Origin of the sequence: Clostridium magnum DSM 2767 (assembly GCF_001623875.1) — a bacterium.
Taxonomy (GTDB): domain Bacteria; phylum Bacillota; class Clostridia; order Clostridiales; family Clostridiaceae; genus Clostridium_AM; species Clostridium_AM magnum.
Window position 1 is genome coordinate 23,563 of record NZ_LWAE01000004.1, and the last position, 21,594, is coordinate 45,156.

General features: G+C 33.6%; 23 protein-coding genes. 2 read left to right on the forward strand and 21 right to left on the reverse strand.

All coding sequences use genetic code 11. From position 1 onward, the window contains the following. Nucleotides 1-37 precede the first annotated feature (37 nt). The 21 genes from CLMAG_RS16945 to eutM all read right to left on the reverse strand — a co-directional run bounded on the left by CLMAG_RS16945 (nt 38) and on the right by eutM (nt 19,258). Complete coding sequence (locus tag CLMAG_RS16945) at nt 38-1,084, reverse strand: PocR ligand-binding domain-containing protein (RefSeq protein WP_066625188.1); 1,047 nt, start codon at nt 1,082-1,084, stop codon at nt 38-40. Between the two features lie 48 nt (nt 1,085-1,132). Next, a complete protein-coding gene (locus CLMAG_RS16950) occupies nt 1,133-1,444 on the reverse strand; it encodes an MntP/YtaF family protein (protein WP_139264258.1) in 312 nt (103 codons plus the stop codon). Nucleotides 1,445-1,643: 199 nt separating this feature from the next. Beyond that, nucleotides 1,644-2,126: a DUF1097 domain-containing protein gene (locus CLMAG_RS16955; protein ID WP_066625206.1), complete on the reverse strand. Its 483-nt coding sequence runs from the start codon at nt 2,124-2,126 to the stop codon at nt 1,644-1,646. A gap of 247 nt (nt 2,127-2,373) precedes the next feature. After that, nucleotides 2,374-3,516, reverse strand: a complete 1,143-nt coding sequence (locus tag CLMAG_RS16960; RefSeq protein ID WP_066625213.1) for a 1-propanol dehydrogenase PduQ — start codon at nt 3,514-3,516, stop codon at nt 2,374-2,376. Nucleotides 3,517-3,756: 240 nt separating this feature from the next. Next, nucleotides 3,757-4,851 carry a glycerol dehydrogenase gene (locus CLMAG_RS16965; protein ID WP_066625215.1) on the reverse strand — a complete coding sequence of 365 codons (1,095 nt, stop codon included), beginning with the start codon at nt 4,849-4,851 and terminating at the stop codon, nt 3,757-3,759. 93 nt (nt 4,852-4,944) lie between these two features. Then, entirely contained in the window at nt 4,945-5,493 is a 549-nt protein-coding gene (locus CLMAG_RS16970; protein WP_066625217.1) for a BMC domain-containing protein, read from the reverse strand. Beyond that, complete coding sequence (locus tag CLMAG_RS16975) at nt 5,490-6,836, reverse strand: 4Fe-4S dicluster domain-containing protein (protein ID WP_066625219.1); 1,347 nt, start codon at nt 6,834-6,836, stop codon at nt 5,490-5,492. The genes CLMAG_RS16970 and CLMAG_RS16975 overlap by 4 nt, the downstream gene beginning before the upstream one ends. A 222-nt stretch (nt 6,837-7,058) precedes the next feature. Further along, entirely contained in the window at nt 7,059-8,474 is a 1,416-nt protein-coding gene (locus tag CLMAG_RS16980; RefSeq protein WP_066625221.1) for an aldehyde dehydrogenase family protein, read from the reverse strand. Then, nucleotides 8,458-9,489, reverse strand: coding sequence for a cob(I)yrinic acid a,c-diamide adenosyltransferase (locus tag CLMAG_RS16985; RefSeq protein ID WP_066625225.1), 1,032 nt, complete (start codon nt 9,487-9,489; stop codon nt 8,458-8,460). The genes CLMAG_RS16980 and CLMAG_RS16985 overlap by 17 nt, the downstream gene beginning before the upstream one ends. 11 nt (nt 9,490-9,500) lie before the next feature. Then, complete coding sequence (locus CLMAG_RS16990; protein WP_066625228.1) at nt 9,501-9,779, reverse strand: EutN/CcmL family microcompartment protein; 279 nt, start codon at nt 9,777-9,779, stop codon at nt 9,501-9,503. Nucleotides 9,780-9,794: 15 nt separating this feature from the next. Next, on the reverse strand, nt 9,795-10,622 hold the full coding sequence (locus tag CLMAG_RS16995; protein ID WP_066625230.1) for a flavoprotein: 828 nt from the start codon (nt 10,620-10,622) through the stop codon (nt 9,795-9,797). A 13-nt stretch (nt 10,623-10,635) separates the two neighbouring features. Next, nucleotides 10,636-11,481, reverse strand: coding sequence for an ethanolamine utilization protein EutJ (gene eutJ / locus CLMAG_RS17000; protein ID WP_066625232.1), 846 nt, complete (start codon nt 11,479-11,481; stop codon nt 10,636-10,638). Nucleotides 11,482-11,486: 5 nt separating this feature from the next. After that, a complete protein-coding gene (locus tag CLMAG_RS17005) occupies nt 11,487-12,140 on the reverse strand; it encodes a phosphate propanoyltransferase (RefSeq protein WP_066625235.1) in 654 nt (217 codons plus the stop codon). A 5-nt stretch (nt 12,141-12,145) separates the two neighbouring features. Further along, nucleotides 12,146-12,847: a BMC domain-containing protein gene (locus tag CLMAG_RS34395; protein ID WP_066625237.1), complete on the reverse strand. Its 702-nt coding sequence runs from the start codon at nt 12,845-12,847 to the stop codon at nt 12,146-12,148. Between the two features lie 63 nt (nt 12,848-12,910). Continuing rightward, nucleotides 12,911-13,348 (reverse strand): glycerol dehydratase reactivase beta/small subunit family protein, encoded by a 438-nt coding sequence (locus tag CLMAG_RS17015; protein WP_066625239.1) that lies wholly within the window; start codon nt 13,346-13,348, stop codon nt 12,911-12,913. Between the two features lies 1 nt (nt 13,349). Further along, nucleotides 13,350-15,170, reverse strand: a complete 1,821-nt coding sequence (locus tag CLMAG_RS17020; RefSeq protein ID WP_066625241.1) for a diol dehydratase reactivase subunit alpha — start codon at nt 15,168-15,170, stop codon at nt 13,350-13,352. A gap of 13 nt (nt 15,171-15,183) precedes the next feature. Beyond that, nucleotides 15,184-15,696, reverse strand: coding sequence for a diol dehydratase small subunit (locus tag CLMAG_RS17025; protein ID WP_066625248.1), 513 nt, complete (start codon nt 15,694-15,696; stop codon nt 15,184-15,186). 10 nt (nt 15,697-15,706) lie between these two features. Then, the gene (locus tag CLMAG_RS17030) at nt 15,707-16,375 is read right to left on the reverse strand and encodes a propanediol/glycerol family dehydratase medium subunit (protein ID WP_066625250.1); all 669 of its coding nucleotides are present in this window, start codon (nt 16,373-16,375) and stop codon (nt 15,707-15,709) included. 15 nt (nt 16,376-16,390) lie between these two features. Then, nucleotides 16,391-18,055: a propanediol/glycerol family dehydratase large subunit gene (locus CLMAG_RS17035; protein ID WP_066625254.1), complete on the reverse strand. Its 1,665-nt coding sequence runs from the start codon at nt 18,053-18,055 to the stop codon at nt 16,391-16,393. A gap of 17 nt (nt 18,056-18,072) precedes the next feature. Further along, nucleotides 18,073-18,954, reverse strand: coding sequence for a propanediol utilization microcompartment protein PduB (gene pduB / locus CLMAG_RS17040; protein ID WP_066625257.1), 882 nt, complete (start codon nt 18,952-18,954; stop codon nt 18,073-18,075). A gap of 22 nt (nt 18,955-18,976) precedes the next feature. Continuing rightward, nucleotides 18,977-19,258 (reverse strand): ethanolamine utilization microcompartment protein EutM, encoded by a 282-nt coding sequence (gene eutM, locus CLMAG_RS17045; protein WP_007059959.1) that lies wholly within the window; start codon nt 19,256-19,258, stop codon nt 18,977-18,979. Between the two features lie 255 nt (nt 19,259-19,513). On the opposite strand from eutM, the gene CLMAG_RS17050 reads away from it, so the two are divergent. Next, on the forward strand, nt 19,514-20,725 hold the full coding sequence (locus CLMAG_RS17050; protein WP_066625258.1) for a sensor histidine kinase: 1,212 nt from the start codon (nt 19,514-19,516) through the stop codon (nt 20,723-20,725). Between the two features lie 22 nt (nt 20,726-20,747). Further along, a complete protein-coding gene (locus CLMAG_RS17055) occupies nt 20,748-21,512 on the forward strand; it encodes a response regulator transcription factor (RefSeq protein ID WP_073393317.1) in 765 nt (254 codons plus the stop codon). Nucleotides 21,513-21,594: the final 82 nt, after the last annotated feature.

Consider the following 21,594-nt stretch of genomic DNA (forward strand, 5'->3'; position numbering starts at 1 on the left):
TTCATCTATATAATTTAAAATATCTTAACTCTCAAATTTAATCATTACTTGCAAGCTTATTCATTTCTTCAGTCATTGATAATACTTCCTGTACACTTGCATTTATTTCTTGAATAGTTGAAGTCTGATTTTCTGTATTTGCAAAAGTATAATTAGACACGTTAATGGTTTTTTTAACTGATTCTTGAATATCAGATGTCAATTCACGAATTTTAACTATAGTTTGTTTTGAGTTATCCGAAAGTTTTCGTATTTCTTTTGCTACAACACCAAAACTCTTACCTAATTCACCAGCTCTCGCTGCCTCAATTGCAGCATTCAAACCTAACATTTTAGTTTGATCGGCTATTCCCTTTATAAAACCTAAAATTTCATTAATTTCAGTTGATACTTTTTGTATGTTTTGAATTTCATCATTTAAGGAATGTTGGTTTTGTGAAACGGTAATTGATGATGCAGAAAGCTGGTCCATAGCACTAGATATCTGTTCCAAGCTATCGTTGATGGATTTAGACATGTATTTTAACTTATATTGCTCATATCCAAGTTTAGACAATGTATTCGCAACCATATATAGAACTTCAGCTGCTGATTCAACCCTTTCTCTTTCTACAATCTTAACCTTTCTCAATGCTTGTATATATTTTTCTGGATCTACACCTATCTCTTCCGCTATTTTCCTGAATTTATTTTCATCCGGTGGTGAAGTAATTACCTGTCCTCCTAATATAACTCCTATTTGTTTTCCCTCCAATACAATTGGAGCAGCAAAATCAGTTAACCCTGCATGACAGGTGTAAATAGCTGGTCTTTTAGTTTTAGTGGATTCCTCTCCACCTTTTCTATCACATCCAACACACTTGCTGTAACCAATATCAGTTTTTCGTGTAAGCTCCATACAAAAGTCAGTAAAACAACTTGGTCTAGTTATAGGCTCTCCCTTATCATTAGCAGTAATACTAGCCATTCCTACACTTCTTGCAAAGTTATCCTGAAAACTTTGTAGAAACTCTACATCTATAATATCTTCTAATTGTAAGTTACTTGAATTTTTATCAGCTTCCTTATTGGTTTCTTTTGTCATATTATCAAGCCTCCAAGTTCATTATTAGCCTACTAACTATTTATTTTTTTACAAAATCTGTTTTGCACCTATTATGATTAAAATAGTTCCATATAATATGATTGCTTTATTCTCAATATTGTATCTATTTAAAAATACAGTTAAGTAATTTCCAGACCAAAGAGCAACAAAACTTACTACAGCAGAAAATACTCCCACAAAATATGAGTTTGATCCAATTATTCCCGAACTAAAACTTCCGCCTATATTATTTATAGAAAGTAGTCGCTTGCGGAATTCCGCAAGCGTTGATTCGCCTAACTTTTTAGCCGTTAGGCTTTTATATTTTCCTCCACTATGAAATAATAAATGTAACCACACAAAATAATAAATCATAGGGAGGAGAACAAACATGTTTTGTCTTAATAAAATTAAACAAATTAATATTTTTAAACAGGAATCTCAATTAAAACACATGATTACAGAACAATCCATAATCCCATAGCAGTAAGCATCAGCATACTTAATATAGAACATACACGTTTATTTGATTAATGTATTTAATTTTATATAACAGTTGTTAACTAGCACTTGCAGTATCATTTAATATTTCTTTCTTTTGAAGTCCTAACCCCCCTAGTTCTGATAAATATCCAAATACTGCTCCACATATTAAACCAATTACTGCCGTTTTGATATTAGCACTAGTAGCAAAATAAGTAGCACATCCTACAAATGCTCCCGGAATAAACCCTAACCAAGATATTTTTGCCTGCCAGCACATTGCTGCAGCACCAATAGCTACTCCAATTGCTAATCCAACATTTCCACCAACCATTGGCGTCAAAACTCCAGCAATTTTTACTATAATAAATCCCCAAAAAACTCCACTAAGATTCGATGTTAAAGTAGTTTTTAAACCGTTTAGTTTTCCTCCACATGCGAAGAAGGTTGCCCAAGATAAGAATCCTGCAAAAGTACATAATGCCAATACAGCACTTGCAAAAGTCCATACTCCTGCTAATACACCAATACTTATTCCAATTGCTATTATAAAATCCATAATATCTCTCCTTATTTTTATTATTTATATTTTTAATCACTTTTTTAGAAATCACTCAACTTCTTGTTATTCATTTTCTGAGTCACTGATAGAAGATCTTCCTTACTAGCATCTATTTCTTCTATGTCGGGGATTGATCTTCTTTAGTAGCAACAGTAGAATTTGATATTTCAATAGTTTTTATAACCAAACCTTTTACGTTGGATATGGGTTCACTGATTTTTACAACTATTGGTTTTGAGTTGTTTTACTCACCATATAGCTCTTTAAACAATCTAATCAATTCTTCCTCATTAGGCATTCTTGGATTAGTAACTGTACAATTATCTTTTAATGCAGTATTCGCCATACTTTGTATCTTATTAAACAACTCATTTTTATCTACATTTGCTTCTTTTAAACTCATTGGAATATTTGTTTCTTTCATAAGTATCTTTATTGCATAAATAAGGCTATTAACTCCTTCTTTTGATGAAGAAGAAGGTAGTCCCAAAATTTTAGATAACTCAGCATATTTTTTAGCAGTTTCAGATTCTTTTATAGATTCAAGATTTGCATTATACTTAATTATATAAGGTAAAATGATTGCATTTGATCTACCATGTGGAATATGGAAATTTGCTCCTATAGTATGAGCTATACTATGATTGATTCCTAAATTTGCATTTGTAAATGCCATACCAGCCATACAGGATGCATTGTGCAGCTTTTCCCTTGCTACCATATCATTTCCATCTTTATAAGCTTTTAACAAATATTCAAATACTAATTTTACCACTTTTTCACAAAGAGCATCTGTATAATCAGAGTTATTTGTAGAAACGTAAGCCTCTATAGCATGAGTTAAAACATCCATTGCAGTATCAGCTGTTATTTGTGGCGGTACTGTTTTAACAAAATCTGCATCTACTATAGCTATATCCGGAACTATTTCATCATCACTTAAAGGAAATTTTGTAGTTCCCATGGTAATTACTGAAAAAGAAGTAACCTCAGATCCAGTACCACTAGTAGTGGGAATCGCTATAAATAATGGTTTATTATAGTTGTCTCCACTAGCATTTAATATTTTAACAGTAAATAGTATAATGCTTTTTGTAGCATCAATTGAAGAACCACCGCCTAATGCAACTATTACATCTGGTTTAAAAGTTCTCATTTTATTTACTCCTGCTGAAACAGTTTCAACTGGTGGATCAGGTCTTATTTCTGAAAAAATTTCATATTCTACCTTATTAGCTTTGAAGATATTAGTTATTTTATCTGCAGCACCTGATTTAAGCATAAATGGGTCCGTAACTATACACACTCTTTTATTTTTTATAGTGTTTAAGTATTCTATTGAACCCTTATCAAAACAAATTTTAGATTTAATGCCAAATATATTCATATAATGTCCTCTTCTACTTCATAATTCTAATTGTAAAATTTATCAGTATTACACATATTCGGTATAAAAGTATTCATAATACTTTTTTATTGTCAAACTTAAGTCATATTTTTATTAATAGCTTTCCGTTTTTGTGATAGACTATGTTATAGGGATTTCCCTTTATTTACGTAATGTTTGTTTAAATGCTTACAGTTTACTACTAAATCAAGGTGAATTCCCTATAAGTTTTTCTTCTATCTATGCTTTATAAGTTTTTCCTAAAGCATCTGCAGCTAGTATAGCAGCATATACATCATCACTAGTAACCTCGAAAGGCATGTTATGGATAGTTTCACCTGCTGCACAAGAAGCTTCTGCTACATTTCTTAATTCTTCTTCCTTTATTTCAGTTACTCCCATTTCTTCTAAAGTAACTGGCAAGCCTAAACTAATACATAAATCTATAACCTCTTTTATTTCTTCTAGAGAACTATTTTCTAGTACTAGCTGAACGATTGTACCAAATGCTACCTTTTCTCCATGATATAAATGATGGCACTGTTCTAACACTGTAAATCCATTGTGTATTGCGTGGGCAGCAGCTAAACCAGCACTTTCAAATCCTACACCGCTTAAGAAAGTATTTGCTTCAACAATATTTTCTACCGCTTCAGTACACACATTATTTTCCACTGCTAATTTTGCCTTTAATCCATCTGATTGTAAAGTATCATAGCAAAGCTTTGCAAGTGCAAAAGCAGACTTTGTAGCATTTCCACCAGACATATTTTTTGCATTTGATCTAACACAAGCTCTTGCTTCAAAATATGTTGCTAACGCATCACCTACACCTGCGACTAATAATCTTGCTGGTGCTTTAGCAATAATATCAGTATCAACTAATACTAACTCTGGATTCTTAGGTAAAACTAAGTATTCACTAAACACTCCTTCATCTGTATAAATTACTGAAAGTGCACTACATGGAGCATCTGTAGCTGCTATAGTTGGTATTATTGCTACTGGTAATTTTTCATAATGAGCTACAGCCTTAGCTGTATCAAATATCTTTCCTCCACCTAGTCCTACAACTACATCACAGCCTTTTGATCTAACTATATTACCTAATCTGTCTATTTCATTCTTTGAGCATTCTCCATTAAAGCCTTCGAATACTAAAGTGACATTTTCACCTTTGAAACTTTCCTCTATAACAGATTTAACTCTTTTTACCCCATTTGGACTAGCAATGATAAAAAATGATTTCCCTAAATCTTTAGTGTGCTCTTTTATTTTTCCTAATTCCCCTCTTCCTTGTACATATTTACTAGGTGCGATTATAATTTTTGACATTTTTTATTCCTCCTTTTTTTGTTAAAAAATATACAATTTTATTTATAATTTTATGAAATACAAACTATATTTTACATTTCATAAATAATTAACTTATAACAAACTCTGAAGTAATTCCTTGCTTGGAGCGGATATTACAGCTTTATTTACCAACAGTCCACTTTCAAGAGCTGTATTGGCTCCTACTGTTACAGCATTATTAACTGAACTTATGTCACCAGTAAGAGTTATGAAGGCTTTTCCTCCAATTCCAACTCCCAATCTAACTTCTATTAATTCTACATTTGCTGATTTAGCCGCTGCATCAGCAGCAACGATAGCAGATGCAATACTAAAAAATTCTAATACTCCTAAATCTCTCAACTTTTCAACATTACTAGCTGCATTAATTGCAGGTATTACCTGTGGATGAACATTAGGCACTAATAATTTATTAACTACAGCTTCTCGTCCAGCAGCTTCACCATGGCTAATTGCCGCTTGTACAGCACCTACATTACCTGTAACTAAAATAATATATTTACCTGGACAAACAGTTTTAGCTAAAAGTAACTCTACTTCTGCAGATTTAATCATTTCATCTGCAACTTGAATTCCCCTGGCAATACTATTTAATTCTATCAATCCTATAGTTCTTATCATTTTATCACCTCGGCTTGAATAGCTTTTATAGCTATACTATCGCTTATTTCAGAAACTACTCCACCAATACTGGCATGAACGTTTGCTCCCATTTTGCCTTCTTCAACTCTGCCTATAAACTGTCCTTTTTCAACAGTATCACCAACATTAACAATAGCAGTTGTTCCTGCTCCTATTCCCTGCCTTAAAGGAATCTTTACTTCAATAGGATTTATTTCCTCACCTTCTTGCAGCCTTTGTCTCTTATATCCGCTAAGCTGCAATCTAGCTACCAATCTTTCTGTAGGTACTTTTCTATAATCTCTTAATATATTCCCTGTAAATGTGTTTGTAGTGTTCTCCCACTTTACTCCACTTTCTCTTAACTTGCCTTTTACATAAACATTGATACGCTTAGGTGATAATCTCATAGGACATGCGTACATTTCACATACTCCGCACTCACAACATATCATTGCCTGCTTTAACACATCCTTGTTATCTTCATTTAATGCAATACTTCTCATGATTTTATGAGGATTTATTGGATGTCCAATTAGATTTCTAGGGCACATATCTGTACAAAAATGACATTGTATACAAGCGGACTTAGCTTGATTCTTCATATGCTCGATAGTCATCTTTTCCCTCTGAGCTAAATAGTGATCTTCAGGTATTACTATAATTGCACCATCAGTCTTCGTAATGACTCTGCTCTCTATGTGGTCCTTTGACATTCTTTTTCCCATCATAGGACCACCCATTATTATGGCATAATCTCTAGTAATTGCTCCGCCGCACTTTTCTAAAACTTCTTTAACTGTTGTACCTATAGGTACTTTAACAATGGAAGGTTTAGCTACTTCACCTATAACCGTAACAAATTTATAGGTAACTGGCTTATCTTGCATAGCTTCATATATATTGAATACAGTACCAGAATTTGAAACCACAGTACCAACATTCAAAGGAATTCCTGCTGGTGGTATTGTTCTTCCTGTTACTTCATAAACTAAAACTTGCTCATCTCCAGCTGGATAAAAGGCCCTACTTAAATGGAGCTTTACTCTAGAATTAAACTTTCCTATAGATGTCTTTAATGCTTGTATCTCATCTTTATATTCTTCTTTTAATCCTATTACCAAATGTTCTGCTCCAATTGCCTTGCCGATTTCTTCTACTGCCTGTATTATTTCGTCACTGTTGTTCCGCATCATATATTTATCCGATTGAAGTAATGGTTCGCACTCCAACCCATTTACTATAAAATACTCAACCTTGCAATTTAGCTTAACATGAGTAGGGAATCCAGCTCCGCCAGCTCCTATAATTCCAGCCTCTCGAATCTTCTCAAGTAAATTCACGATTACACCTCCTCCTTTTCTAGTTGAGAGTTATGAATTAATAGTTAAGAGTTATGGATGATTTTCTTCTGCTGTGCTTCAGAAAATCTTAAAATAAATATAGTTTTATATAATACCTTAATTTAAGATTTTTCGTAACATAGTGGAGAAAAATCTTCATTAACTCTTAACTATCAACTCTTAATTCTTAACTTAAAATCTTGCATAGTTAATCTACAGTTTTTAAACTATTCTGAAGGACTCCACCATAGTACATCTTCTTTGTCTTGTGAAGGAAGCTGCATTAGTTAATCCTTCTCCAGTAGGTCCAGCTATAGTAAAGGTTGTATGTCCTTCGCCACCAAAGCCAATTCCAGCATAGGATGGTGCATTCTTAACAAATATTGTAGTGTCTATTTCTCTAGCCATTCTAGTTAAATTGTCCACATTCTTAGAGTGCATAATAGCTGTATGTCTATTTCCATGTTCATCTTGAATAGCAAGCTTTAATGCTTCTTCAAAATTCTTTGCTTTAACTATAGGAAGAATAGGCATCATAAGTTCCTCTTGAACGAATGGGTGATCATTCTCTGCTCTGTATATCAAGCATTCGATTCCATCCACATTGGTCTTTCCTATACTTTGTAGTATATATTTAGCGTCTTTTCCTACAAATTTTTTATTTGCAGAAGCACAATGTGGATTATTTTCGTTGCTATAAAGTAAAACTAATTTAGCAACTTTTTCAGCTTCTTCATCATTTAATTCATATACTGCTCTGTTATTTTTCATTTCTTTTATAAGCTCTTCATAAACTGCTTCTACCACTATAGCTTCTTTTTCTGCTATACAAGGTAGATTGTTATCAAAAGTACAACCTGCAATTATATCTCTTGCAGCTTTTTTAATATCTGCTGTTTCATCAACCACTACTGGAGGATTTCCTGCCCCTGCACCTATAGCTTTCTTTCCTGAAGAAAGAACCATTTTAACAATTCCAGGTCCACCGGTGGCAACTACCATTCTTATTTTGTCATGCTTTAACATTATATTTGTACCTTCTAAGTATGGTTTCTTAACTGATGTAAGTAAATTGTCTGGTCCACCAGCTTCTCTTATTGCTTTGTTTAATGCTCTAAGCATAGCTAAGGATGAATTAAAAGCTCCTGGATGAGGTGAAAATACAACAGTATTTCCTGCTGCAAGCATTCCTATTCCATTACAAGCAACTGTAGCTGCTGGATTTGTAGAAGGTGTAATTGATCCTATAACGCCAAAAGCACCATTCTCTACAAGTGTAAGTCCTTTATCACCTGTGTAAGCAGTAGTCTGTAACACTTCAGTTCCTGGTGTCTTTTCTGCTGTTAACTTTAACTTTAAGTATTTATGGTCAATTCTACCCATACCTGATTCGTTAACACAAAGAGTTGCTATTGACATAGCATTATCAAGTATTGCTTTTCTCATAGCAGCTATAAATTTTTCACGTTGTTCAATTGAATACTTTGAGTATTTTTTCTGAGCTTCGTAAGCTGCCTCTATAGCTTCTTCCATAGTATCAAATACTCCATCGCTCACTTCTTCTTTTAGTTCTTTTTTACTCATTTCCTTTAAAACTTTTTCTATTATTAGTGATAACTCACTACTTTGTAACTCCATTCGTCAAACCCTCCTCAAAAGCCTTTACACCAAATTGTGCAACCTTCATATCTTCTTCAACAGTACCACCGCTTACTCCTATTGCACCTACTATTGTTCCATTTACTTTTAGCGGGAATCCGCCACCAAAGGTAATTATTTTGTCCACAGTGTTAATTCCATAAAGTTCCCCAGCTGGTAATGATGCATCTCTTAGTTCATGAGTTGGAGCCTTAAGTGCTGCAGCAGTATATGCTTTCTTCATTGCAATTTCTATACTTGCTAAAAGAGAATCATCCATACGCTCAAGTAATGTAATATTGCCACTATAGTCTGTTACACAGATAACCATAGGTACTCCAATCTCATAGGATTTTTGTACACACTTCTCAGCTATATGTTTAGCAGTTTCTCTATCAATTACCATTCTATTTATCATTATTTCATCAATCTCCTCACTTTGAGAATTATTTACCACTGATCTATTTTGATTAAATTTTCTTGCATTCTCCTCTACCTTTTCCATTATGTCTTTATAATCAAAATATCTAGCCATGGCGTAGAGACCATCTGATAATCTATTGGTGTACTTCATTAAATTGTCACTGATTTCATAATAATTTTTTAGTTCGGATATATACCTTTCAGCTCGTCTAACAATTGTTCTTGCAACATCAAGATGAGCTGATTCTATAGTTCCTCCAGGGACTATAAATCCATTGTATGAAGGCTTAAGTCCATCTAATTTATCTATAGTTTCTTCAAGAAATGTTATATCTTGATCTTCTATTCTTCGTTTATAATAATCTGTTCCTGCAGAGGCAAGTTCCGCCCCAACTTCAAAAAGAGTCTTTTGAATCTTTAGAAGCTTTTCTGATATTTCTTTTTCTTTAACATAAGCTCTTGCTAATCCAATTGATGAGGTTACTTCATCTATAGTTCCATAGGCCCAAACCCTTAAGTCATGCTTTTCTGCTCTATCTCCGCCAACAAGACTAGTAGTTCCTTTATCTCCAGTTTTGGTGTATATCTTCATTTAATCACCACCTAATAACCTGTATTCCATTCAATAGAATCAACAATCCCCATAATTGAAGCATCAGCAGGTACAACTTTATCACCGGTGTCTATATACCTTGCACCACTTCCTGTAACAACAATCACAGTTTCACTAATTCCTGCACCAACTGTGTCAATTGCAACTATAGGTTCTCCTAATATTTGTTCATTCTCGTCTATCTTTTTAACTATTAAAAGCTTACTTCCAATAAACTTTGGATCTTTTTGTGTAGAGACAACTTTCCCAACAACCTTTGCTAAAAACATAATTACGCTCCTTAATTAATAATATTTAACATTGATCTTATTGTTGTATATATAGTCTTTTGCCAGAGGAGTTATTAAAGCACCCTCTTTAACACAAATTTCTTTAGCGCTATTAACAGCTACTATAATATCCTCTGTTGTCAAAACTCCTGATAATATCTTTTCAGCTACAGGAACTTTGTTAACTATAGGGTTAACATTTTTGTTTTCCACCGTTAATTCTGCAGTAACTTTCTGTTCTTTTACTACAGTTTTATCTATTGATGCTATGTTCTGAGTAACACTATTAGTAATACTGAATTTATCATTTATAGTACTCTTTAGATTATCAGCATCGATAAATTTCACTCCAAAATTAGTCAATGTATCTTGATAACCTAGAACAAATTTATTGTATGCTGGATTTTTACTGAAGTCTAAGGATATATTTTTAGGATTTTGAGGGTCAAAACTGTCTTTAACAGCAATCACCTCTCTATTCATCATAAGAGCTTCAGCTATTCCCGTAGTAACCAAGTTATCTTGAATACCTGTAGCACATTTAGCTAAAGTGTTTCTTGACATCATTGGCACTAGTATTATGTCATTTTCTCTTACAGCTTTAGTTAACTCCACTTTGCAATCTATTATCCTGCCATTTAAATTAGCAATATACTCTTCTGGTATAACTTTCTTAGAAGCTTCTGTCATTACTATGTCATACTTAAGCATTTTCATAGAAGCTAATGTTTCAAATACATTCTTTAAATTTACTGCACCACCGGATATAAATAGAAGAAGTCGCTTATTCATCATACTTATTATCTGAGCAATTATAGGTCTTAGTAAATCTTCAATGTCCATTTACTCACCTCTCTTACCTGACACTATTCATAGCTATTCCTATAGGTGTTACTAATAAAGGATTATATGGCTTTATAGTCTTAATACCTGTATATTTTTGAAATACCTGTTCTATATCTTTAAGGCAGCAGGTTCCACCTACAAGGTAAATAGTTTCTACATCGTAACCTTGTACATGCCTTAGAACTATATCCGCCATCTTTTCTATTACCGGTCTAACTAAAGGAAATACAGTATTATAATTATCAGGATCAACTTTAAATTTTTCAGCCTCCTCATATTCTATTCCTAGGCTTCCTGATACTACTAAACTTAAATGATGTCCTCCTGTAGGTTCATCTGCTGAGTAAACTACTTTACCATTTTTTAATATAGATATTCCGGTAGTTCCTCCACCTACATCTACCACTGCACCATCTTGTATTTGTAAAACCTCAGATGCTGCAGTAGGCTCATCAATTACATTAGTTACACTAAAATCAGCTGCTTCCACCACATTTTGGATAACTTTTACATTGCCTTTACTTATTCCTGGTGGTATTGCTGTAGCAGCATTTTCCAGAGTTCTATTTAGAGTTTTTTCTAGCTTTCCTTTTAACTCTCTAACTATTGTAACAGCCTTTAGATATTCAACCACTATACCATCTTTAACTACACTTGCAGGATATACCTCTCCGGCTACTGGCACATTATTTTTATCTAATACGGTTATAACAATGTTGGAGGTACCTAAATCTACTCCTACTTTAAGTTCTTCATTCTCGCCTATTTGATTAGGATTTAAAATAGTATCCTCCATTTGCTTAATGAACATATTGGCTTTGTTTAATATATCCTCTGTACTGGTATTTTCTAACATATCTATCACCTGCTCTTACTCATTATCCTTACAAGCTCATTATTCTTTAACTCTGATGAGTTAGCTTCATCTGTATCTACATGCATCTCAAGAGCTGCTTCATTGTTAACTCTAATAAGTACATTTTTAAATATCACGCCTTTATCCCCAGCTGTCTCCACATTTACAAGATCTCCATCCTTTACCCCATAAGTCTTTGCTTGTTCTGCTCCCATATGAATATGTCTTTTAGCACAAATAACTTTATTGCTAAAAACTATCATACCCTTTGGACCAATAACAGAAAGACTTTCTGAGTTCTCGAGCTCTCCAGAATTTCTAACTGGTGGTTTTATTCCTAAGGCAAAAGCATCTGTTCTTGATATTTCAATTTGGCTGTATTTTCTTACAGGACCTAAAATTCTTACCTTTTGGAAAGAACCTTTAGGTCCTGCAATAGTTACTGTCTCATTAGCAGCAAATTGTCCTGGCTGCTTTACGTTATTTTTTATTGTAAGCTCATATCCTTCACCAAATAGGCATTCCAAATCTTCCTGAGTAACATGAATATGTCTATTAGATATACCTATAGGTATTGAAAATTCTCTATTCTTTATTTGAGCCTTTGTTACAATGTCTACTACTATATCTCTTATTAGAGTTTCATTTACCTCTACCATTTATATCACCTTCTAGAACCTTTATAGTTTATACATAAAGTTTTTGGCTGTCCTTTTTTTCTTGTACAAGCAGGATCATGGCATATATTACATACCTCGTCGCCTTCCTGTTCACTTAAAGAACTATCATCATGTATGAACTCTTCAGCTTCATCCTTCTCACTAATAGCCTTTTCTTCCTCGAGATTTTCAGTTGAGCTGGGATTGTCTAAATCACTAACTTCTTTATCCTTAATATCTTCCTTAACATTAGCACCGACTTCTTTGTCTTTGCTTTCTTCTATTTTATCCTTATTCTCTTCCTCGATATTGGCACTGACTTCTTTGTCCTTACCTTCTTCTGCTTTATCTTTATTCTCTTCCTCGATATTAGCATCGACCTCTTTGTCTTTGCATGGTTCCTTTTGATCAACTTTAATGCCTACAGTATCCTCTGATTCGATAAGCCCTTCTAACTTTTCAGCTGGTCTTGGTATTATAAGTGTTGCATACACTTTATTAATTGCAGCTGCACTAACTTTTGCCGCTTCAATAGCCGCTTTAACCGCTCCAACATTTCCTCTTATCTTAATAGCTACTAGTCCAGAGCCTTTACTTAGTTCATACCCTATTAGTTCTACATTAGCTGATTTAACACAGGTATCTGCTGCCTGTATTGCTGCAGCCATTCCAACGGTTTCAATAACACCGAGGGCTTCCTTATTCATTAAAACCCCTCCCTAAAAATTCAACTTATTATAATTTGCATAAAATTATGTGTTTAGTTTCTCTTAAGTAATTTTGATATTTAGTTTATTTATAACGGCAATAACCGATGCTCTAACTTTTTCTAGCAATTCCATATTAACGGATTCAATATCCTTGAAAGGCATTATCTTATAGAGTCTTGCTGCATTACATCCAACTATTCTTGCTTTTTCTTTCTCATATAAATCTAATTTTATATCTACAAGTGGCTTTTCTTCCTTAAGTTTGTTAAAATGAAGTACTAATCTGCCTTCTATAACGCCAATAGCTATGCCCATTCTAGACTCCTGTGCTGCGGTATAAACTTCCCTCAAAATAGTACTTTCATTAAAATTTATATTTTTCACATTGTAAGGAATGCCTTCTTCTTCTATTCCTGCAAGAATTTCTTTTAGAAAAGGTTCTTTAAGATTATTTATACATACAAAAATACAAGGTATTTCTAAATTGTTAGCTATCATATTATATACCTCTCAAGCTATTGTAATAAGATATTACAAGTCCAGTTGCAACCGCATTTCTAGGTCCTTGATTTCCTCTTATATTGCCGCTTCCGCAGACAACTCCATAGTGAGATAACTCATCTGATATTATTTCAGGAATTTCAAAATCCAGTGCAGATCCACCTACTAGTACCACAAAATCGATACTTCTTAGATCTTTATTAGGTGCAACATCTTTTAAGGCCCTAATAACATTAGTTACAAATACCTTTCTCTTTGCTTCTCTTCTAACCATTTTTATCTTCTCTATTGCATGTCTAGTTGGAATAGGAATCATCTCATCACTTTTCACTATTATGTTCCTTGCAAATAGAGATGCATCTAATGGCTGCTGAAAGAAACACACACTTCCATCTTCATATCTTATATTGAAAAGACTTTCCACTTTAGCTAAAGGATGTTTCTTTATATCCTCTGCTAAATTGTAGTCTTCCAATCCTAATTCAGATTTTATCAGCATTGTAACCATTTCCCCAGCACCAGCATGGTGAATAGATTTAACAGATTCATCTTTATTTATATAGGCAGAGTCTGTTGAACCGCCTCCAATATCTAATATAACAAGAGGCTTATCTGTTCCAGGGGTAGTAAGAGCTCCCAGTACCGCCATATTTGCTTCTACGCCACCAATCAAAACTTTTACACCAGTTTCGCCTTGAAGCTTTTTAGCGATAGTTTCCATTGGTAGTTTACTTGTTTTTACCATAGCTGCAAGAGCTACAGCATTTTCTAGTGCAAATTCTCCAGCTAATCCACCTTGAACTTTTTGAGGTATAAAGGTATCTACAGCTAAAATATCTTGAATCTTTATCTCTTCTATATTTTGTCCTGTAAGTTCTCCCATTACCTGTCTTACTCGTTCAATCATACCGCCTACATTTGTACCTGGTTCTCCAGTTACATCCTGTAAAGGCCACACTTCACTTAAGCTATCCATTATTGCACTGGAACCTTGCTCTATTCCAATCTTATTCTGCTTTGTTCCCATAAGAATTAACTTTCCAGCAGGTATAACTCTCTCCTTTACATCCCCTTCAGGGGTTCTTATGACAACAGCTGACCTGTTGCCAATAAGAGCCCTAGCGATTGGAATTATATGTTTTGTTTCTTCAGGTAAAAGTTTAAATACAGTGGCAAGTCCATAAGGATTTGATAACACCTTTATGGTTTTTCCTGGCGCTGCTACCTCTACTGCTGCAAGCATTCCCATAGGCACTTTATCAATATAGGCTACCTCATCAACAATAGGTATTTTCTTGTCTATCCTATTTGATATTATTACTCCATCATCCGCTTGTACCACTGCACCAGTGATTTCTATATTCCTCTTGAATGCTTCATTTAATTTCTTAGCTGCAGTTTCAAAGTCTACTGATCTAGGAATTATACATATTACTTCCTCATTTGCATGAAGATATTCCAATTCCTCAAGGAAAACTGTTTTTCCAGTGCCTACTCCTAGTCCTCCAGGTGTCTCTGGATTATGGCCTATCATAGTAGATTCTGTAATTATGGTTTCTGTTATAGTTTCCATAGCTACATCACCAATAACTGGGGTTGCTTCATTTATACATATGGTATCCAATTGATCCACTGTAATGTTTATATTATCGCAAGCCTCTTTTAAAGCAAGAAGTACTCCTGCTACATTGTCAGTTGTCCCTTTAATTCCTGTAGTCTTAACCATACTGCTGCTAACAAACTTCAAATTTGCATCAAAATCAGCAATGGCAACCTCAGTGGTAGAATTTCCTATGTCTACTCCTGCCACAAGTTTCACTTGTACCACCTACCTAAACTTTTAGTCTGTTTCTCTTTTCGTATACTTCGCAAGCTTCTCTAACAAGTGCAGCACTTGTTTTTGCATTATATTTATTTTCTAATTCACTTGCTATATCAAGTAATTCTTGTTTTGTTGATCTGTAAGGTCTTAATGCATTGTATATTTCTAGAACTCTAGCATCTGGAACTACAGTTAACTCTGCAGCTCTTTTAAGATTTCTTGCAAATGCATCTCTTCCTACTGATTCTGCTATTTGAGCTTGATATAAAAGAACTTCTGGAGTTATTTTTATATCATCTGAAGTTATACTTCCATTTAATACATTTTCTATATTTATATCATTTAAGCCCTTGCCGCCTTTAGTTTTTATTAAGTCGCTTCTCTTTTGGCCTAAAGGATAATCATTTTTAGTTAAAGTTTCAGAGCATTTTGGTTCACATTTTTCTGTTGGCTTTTCTCCACCAACTGACATAGTTTGTAAAACTTGATTAATTATTTGTTCTATTAAAGCATTGTTATCCATATCTTCACCCCTATTCGAAAACTACTTTTAATTCTATAGACTTAGCATTTGGTACTACATGTTCTGTTTCCTTTATATGAAGTACTGCTGATTTAGCTTGGTATTTTGGTCTTGCCATTTGATCGCTTCTAACTGGAACTGGGTCTGGTGATTCTCCCTTAGCATATTTTGCTGCATTTTTCCCTATAGCTCTAAAGGTTTCTCTATCTATTAATGGAGCTTGCGGAAATAATTCTAAGTTATTTAATGGTTCTAGGTCTTTTTGATGTATAACTGTAGTACCTTTTGACTGTATACCTATACCTATACCTGATCCACTTATCTTAGCAGCATCATTAGCCATAAAAGATACGTCTGATGTACGTAAGGACCTTACTACTCTCGGATTAATTCCTTCTTCTTCTATACCTGCTAAAATTTCTCTCAACACTTCATCATGAGGTATTCCAACTATTGTTTCAGTTTGATATACACCAAATGCTGGTGCTACAGCTATAACAACCTCATCATTTCTTTTTCCAATTTCAGCAGTACCAACTTCTTCTAATCTCATCTTGCCAACTCTTGCAGATGAAGCATTAGTTTTAACACAACTTAAATTTACATTAGTAGTTAATTGACTTAATACCTGCTTGGTTATTAATTCTATTAGTTCTTCGTTAGACACTGAATTTACCATATATCAATCACTCCCCTACATTTTATCAGGATCTAAAGCGTGAGTTATGTTCTTAATTTTCTCCCATTTCTCACCCTCAAGTCTGTATCCTGTTCCAGGTCCCATATAATCATTAAGATCGTTAACAGCACTTATAACATTGTACTTTCCATCAAATATAGCTGATGTGTGAAGGTAATCTCCTACTATTCTTTGTTTTAACAAGTTAAGAACTCTCTCAGCAATTTCAGGGAATCCGCCCTTGTGAAGTGCTTTAACTATATCAAGTCCTGTTACACCATGTGTTAACAATTCTTGAGCAGCTTTTAAATCTTCTACAACATTTCTAGCTGGCATGTCCTTACTACCATGAGCATAAGTTGCTGCTTCAACTTCTTCATCTGTAATAGTAGGTAAGCCTAACTCTCTAAATGCTGCTTGAATTGCTTTTGCCGCCTTATTTCTAATATATATTACATCTTCTTCCTTAACTGGAATAAGACCTCCATCAACCTTTAAATCTCTTTGAAGAACTAAATAATCATCATAATCATCAGCATCAAAATTAGCTCCTGCAAACATATTGTCATAATTTGGTGTAGAACTATATCCAGAGAATATAAAATCAGTTCCTGGTAAGAACTGCATCATAGTTCTTGCAGTTCTTCTTATATCAGAGTGAGTAAATGTTTGGTCGTTACCAGATGCAACTTCCATATCTAACATAGTAGTAATAAGATTCTCTGCTAAAATTGCTCTTATACCTCCTGGTACTGCACCAGGAACACCTATACAGCTAATAGAACCATTTTGAAGTCCTTGAACTCCTGCACCTTTTGTTACCATAATACATCTTGCTTCAAGATAAAGCATTGATTTACCTTCTGCATATCCCATCTGAACTTCTGAACCAGTACCAGAAGTAAATCTCATCTTAAGACCACGGGATGCATAAGCTGACGCTAAGAAGGATTTTGAGTAAGGAGTATCATCACCATCAACAAATACATCTTCTGTTCCATAAACGGATATTGTTTCTGCATAAGCTGTGTATCCAAGCATACCTAGTTTAAGCTCTGTAGCTTCTTCCAAGGCACATTGAGTAAGTACTCCTCCTCTTCCTGTTTGTGATCCTATTAATATTGATAAAGCATTGAAAGGTGCATATCTTACTATACCTACAGTTGTTTCCATTTCATCAAAGCCTCTTATAGCTGCTTCTGCTGCATCTGCTGCAATCTGAACTGGATTATCACGTAGATTAGTAACGTGGCATTGATTTGATGGAGTTCTTCTTGATCTCATTTTTTGAAGAGCCATCATCATTTCAACTACATTTAGTTTGTCAACTACTTCAACTAGCTTTGCAGGTGTTAAGGCAGTAGTTATTTTTACAATTTCATCTCTTGAAACATTTATATCTGTTAACATTCTAGCTATGTCTAATGAATCTATTGCCATAGCCTTTTCAGTGCATTCTATATTAATAGCATGGTCAGCTAAGAAACTATCGATAAAGTCGAATTCAGCTCTCTTCTTTCCATCCATTTCAACTATTTTTCCATTTTCCACTTTAACACTTGGAATTGGATCATTTGGACTTCCTATAGCTATCAAACCTACTTCTGGCCATTCTTTAACGAATCCATCATTATGAACTGGTCTATTTTCTAATACTTCAAATCTTTTAGACTTTTTCACTGTAACACCACCCTCTGTTAAATATATGGTTGAGTACTAGATTGAGTTTCTTGTCCCATTGCTTTCAATAAAGACAAACCAACTTCTCTAGCAGCTATTACTGATTGTCTAACAGCACCTGAATCTCCAGTTATTGTTATAATAACTTCGTTTGAGTGTGCTGTTCCTGCACCTGGGCTTGCATATGTTACCATTTCAACATTTGCAGTTTTCATTGCTGTATCTGCCATTACTACACCGATACCAGCTGGAGCACCAACAATTATTCCAAAAGCTTTTCCAAGTGGAGCACCAAATGCTTTTTCTAATGCCAAGCTTGCTCTTGCAGTATATTGAAGTTCTAGGTGTCCTGCATCACATCCGTAAACATCTCCGAAAGTTCTATCTAACTCTTTAAGAGCAACTTCTACAGCTCTTCTTGCATCGGATACATCTTCTGCAGCTAGGATGATTAATGAACCATGACCAGCTCCACCTTTTGTATCTCTTGCCATTTCGATAGTTACTACTTCTGTATTAGTAGCTTTTACAGCTTCGTCTGCTGCCATAATATGAGGACCTGCCCCTGTTCTTGAGCTAATTATTCCTATAGAACGGTACTTTTTATCTAATCCCATTTTTTCATGTAAATAGTAGTCTACATTAGCTATAACTAAACCAATAGTGTCTCCAATAGCTGTTCCTACAAATTCTGTTATTGCTGATGGTGCACTCATAGTTAATACCTCCCTTTTTTCTTCTACTACATTTTTATTTTCAATTACTTGAGCAGCTTCCTTCGCAAGTATTTGCTGTGCTGCTGTTTGAATTATTTTGCTTATTTGGTCTTTATCTAAGCTCTGTAAATTTATTTTACTTCCCAGTTCAGATAAAACCTTTTCAATCAATCCGTTATCCATAAATTCCTACCTCTCATCTTTTCTATTCAGATAATTTAGGTAATATTTTTTCCACATCTGTATGTGGTCTTGGAATAACATGTATAGATACAACTTCTCCAATTCTCTTAGCGGATGCAGCACCTGCGTCTGTAGCTGCTTTTACTGCTCCCACATCTCCTCTAACCATAACAGTTACTAATCCTGATCCTATTTTTTCATATCCTACTAATGCAACATTTGCAGCTTTAACCATTGAATCTGCAGCTTCTATTGCTGCAACCAAGCCTTTTGTTTCTATCATTCCCAATGCTTCTTGTCCCATAAATATACCTCCTAAAAATATAAAAATAAATTTTAATTCCTTTTACACCCTTATTTTATATCAATATGCTAAATAATTTTTAGAATATTTTGCGTATTTTATTGCTTATATTAACTTCTTGAAATTGTACTTTTTAGATTTATTTATGTACTTTTTTGATTTTAATTAGTATAATTATTGTACAGCAAAGGTTTTTTACAATTGATTCCAATTGCTTTTTACTAAAATATAATTGTTAATCTATGGGGTGTTTTTATGAATAAATTAAATCAGTATACACTAGACGAGATTATCGATATACCATCTCTACAAAATATTCAGGATAAGTTCTCAAAAATGACTAATATGTCTGCTATAACAGTTGATAAAATCGGTACTCCTATAACAAAACCTAGCAACTTCACTAGATTTTGCAACCTTATAAGAACCTCTAAAGAAGGTTACAGGCGATGTATTAACTGTGATGCACAGGGCGGCTTAAAGTCTACTCAACTAAAAAAACCAGTAATTTATACCTGCCACGCTGGGCTTACTGATTTATCTGCTCCAATCATTGTAAATGACATTCATTTTGGTTCAATGCTTTGTGGTCAAGTAGTTATCAAAGGCAATGGCAATAAGAAACTTATTGATTTAGAAAAACTTTCTAATGAGTTAAGCCTCCCTGTTGATGAACTTGAAGCCACACTATTACATGTAAAATCTCTAAAATACAACAAAATAACGGCATCTGCAGATTTTCTTTCTTTATGTACAAACTCCATTGCAAAAATGGGAGTTGCAACTATAACACACTCTGAATTACTTGAAGAAACTAAAGAAAAAATGAAATTCCAACAACTAGCTAAGGATGCTCAAATTAAGTCTATTCAATCTCAACTTGATCCACACTTTCTGTTTAATACTTTAAACACAATTGCTGGAATGGCCCTTATGGAAAACTGCAATCAAACTGCTGATCTCATTTACTCTCTTTCAGATATATTGAGGTATAGTATTAAAAACTCAAAAGATATGGTTGAAATAGGCACTGAACTTGAAAACGTAAAAAAATACTTATTTATTCAAACAATTAGATATAGTGATAAACTTAATTATGATATAAAAATTCCAGATGAAATATTCAGATATAAAATTCCAGCTATGACTTTACAGCCTATTATTGAAAATGCTATAATGCATGGTTTAGAACCAAAAAAAGATCCTGGAATAATTAAAATACATGGAGAAGTATTACCTGATAAATTTATACAAATTAAGATAACTGATAACGGAATAGGTATGAGTAATGAAAAATTAAACAGTATAAATAATAAATTAAGTTCCACCTCTATTAATGGAGGTATTGGAATTAAACTGGTCCATGATAGGTTAATATATTATTTAGGACCTGAATCTGGTGTTAAAATTGAAAGTGTTCCTGATATAGGCACAACTGTAAACGTTAAATTCCCTTTGGTTTACTAAACTTTTAGGAGGTATGTAAATTATGTACAAACTGTTAATTGTAGATGATGAGGCTTTTGAACGTAAAGTTATTAGGTTTATGTTAAAAAAGAGTTTTACCAATATTGAAATAGTAGATGATGCAACCAACGGAGAAGATGCTATACTATTAGCAAAAAAACATAAACCTAATATAATCATTATGGATATTAAAATGCCAGAAAAAAATGGCTTAGAAGCCCAGCAAGCAATTATGCAATTTAACCCAAACGTAAAGACTATTATTTTAACAGCCTTCGACAATTTTAACTTTGCACAAAATGCTATTAAGCTTGGTGTAGTTGATTATATCTTAAAGCCAATAAGACCAGATGAACTAAATGAGAGCATTACTAAAATTATTTCATTATTGCAGAAAGAAGAGATAAATTCTCGAAATACACAGGATTTATCTTCTGCTTCTGGTAAAGATCCTATTCATAAGGCTATGGAATATATAAATAAGAACTTTAATAAAAACATAAGCCTTGAATCAGTATCAGAGCATATTCATTTAAATCCTCAGTATTTTAGTAGATATTTCAAAAATAATACAGGGGTAAATTTTATAGAATATGTATCCAAGTTACGAGTAAAAGAAGGAAAAAAATTATTAGTATCTACAAACAAAAGTATAAGTAGAATATCCATGGATATTGGTTATATAGATTCTGCTTACTTCACTAAGGTTTTTATAAAATATGAAGGAATATCTCCTCATAAATACAGACTTATGAAGAGAAAAAATTCGATAGAATTAGACATATAGACATCATATCCTTAAACTTCACATATAGATATAAAAACACTAGAAGCAAATCAATTCCTAATATCCTTGGAAATACTTCTAC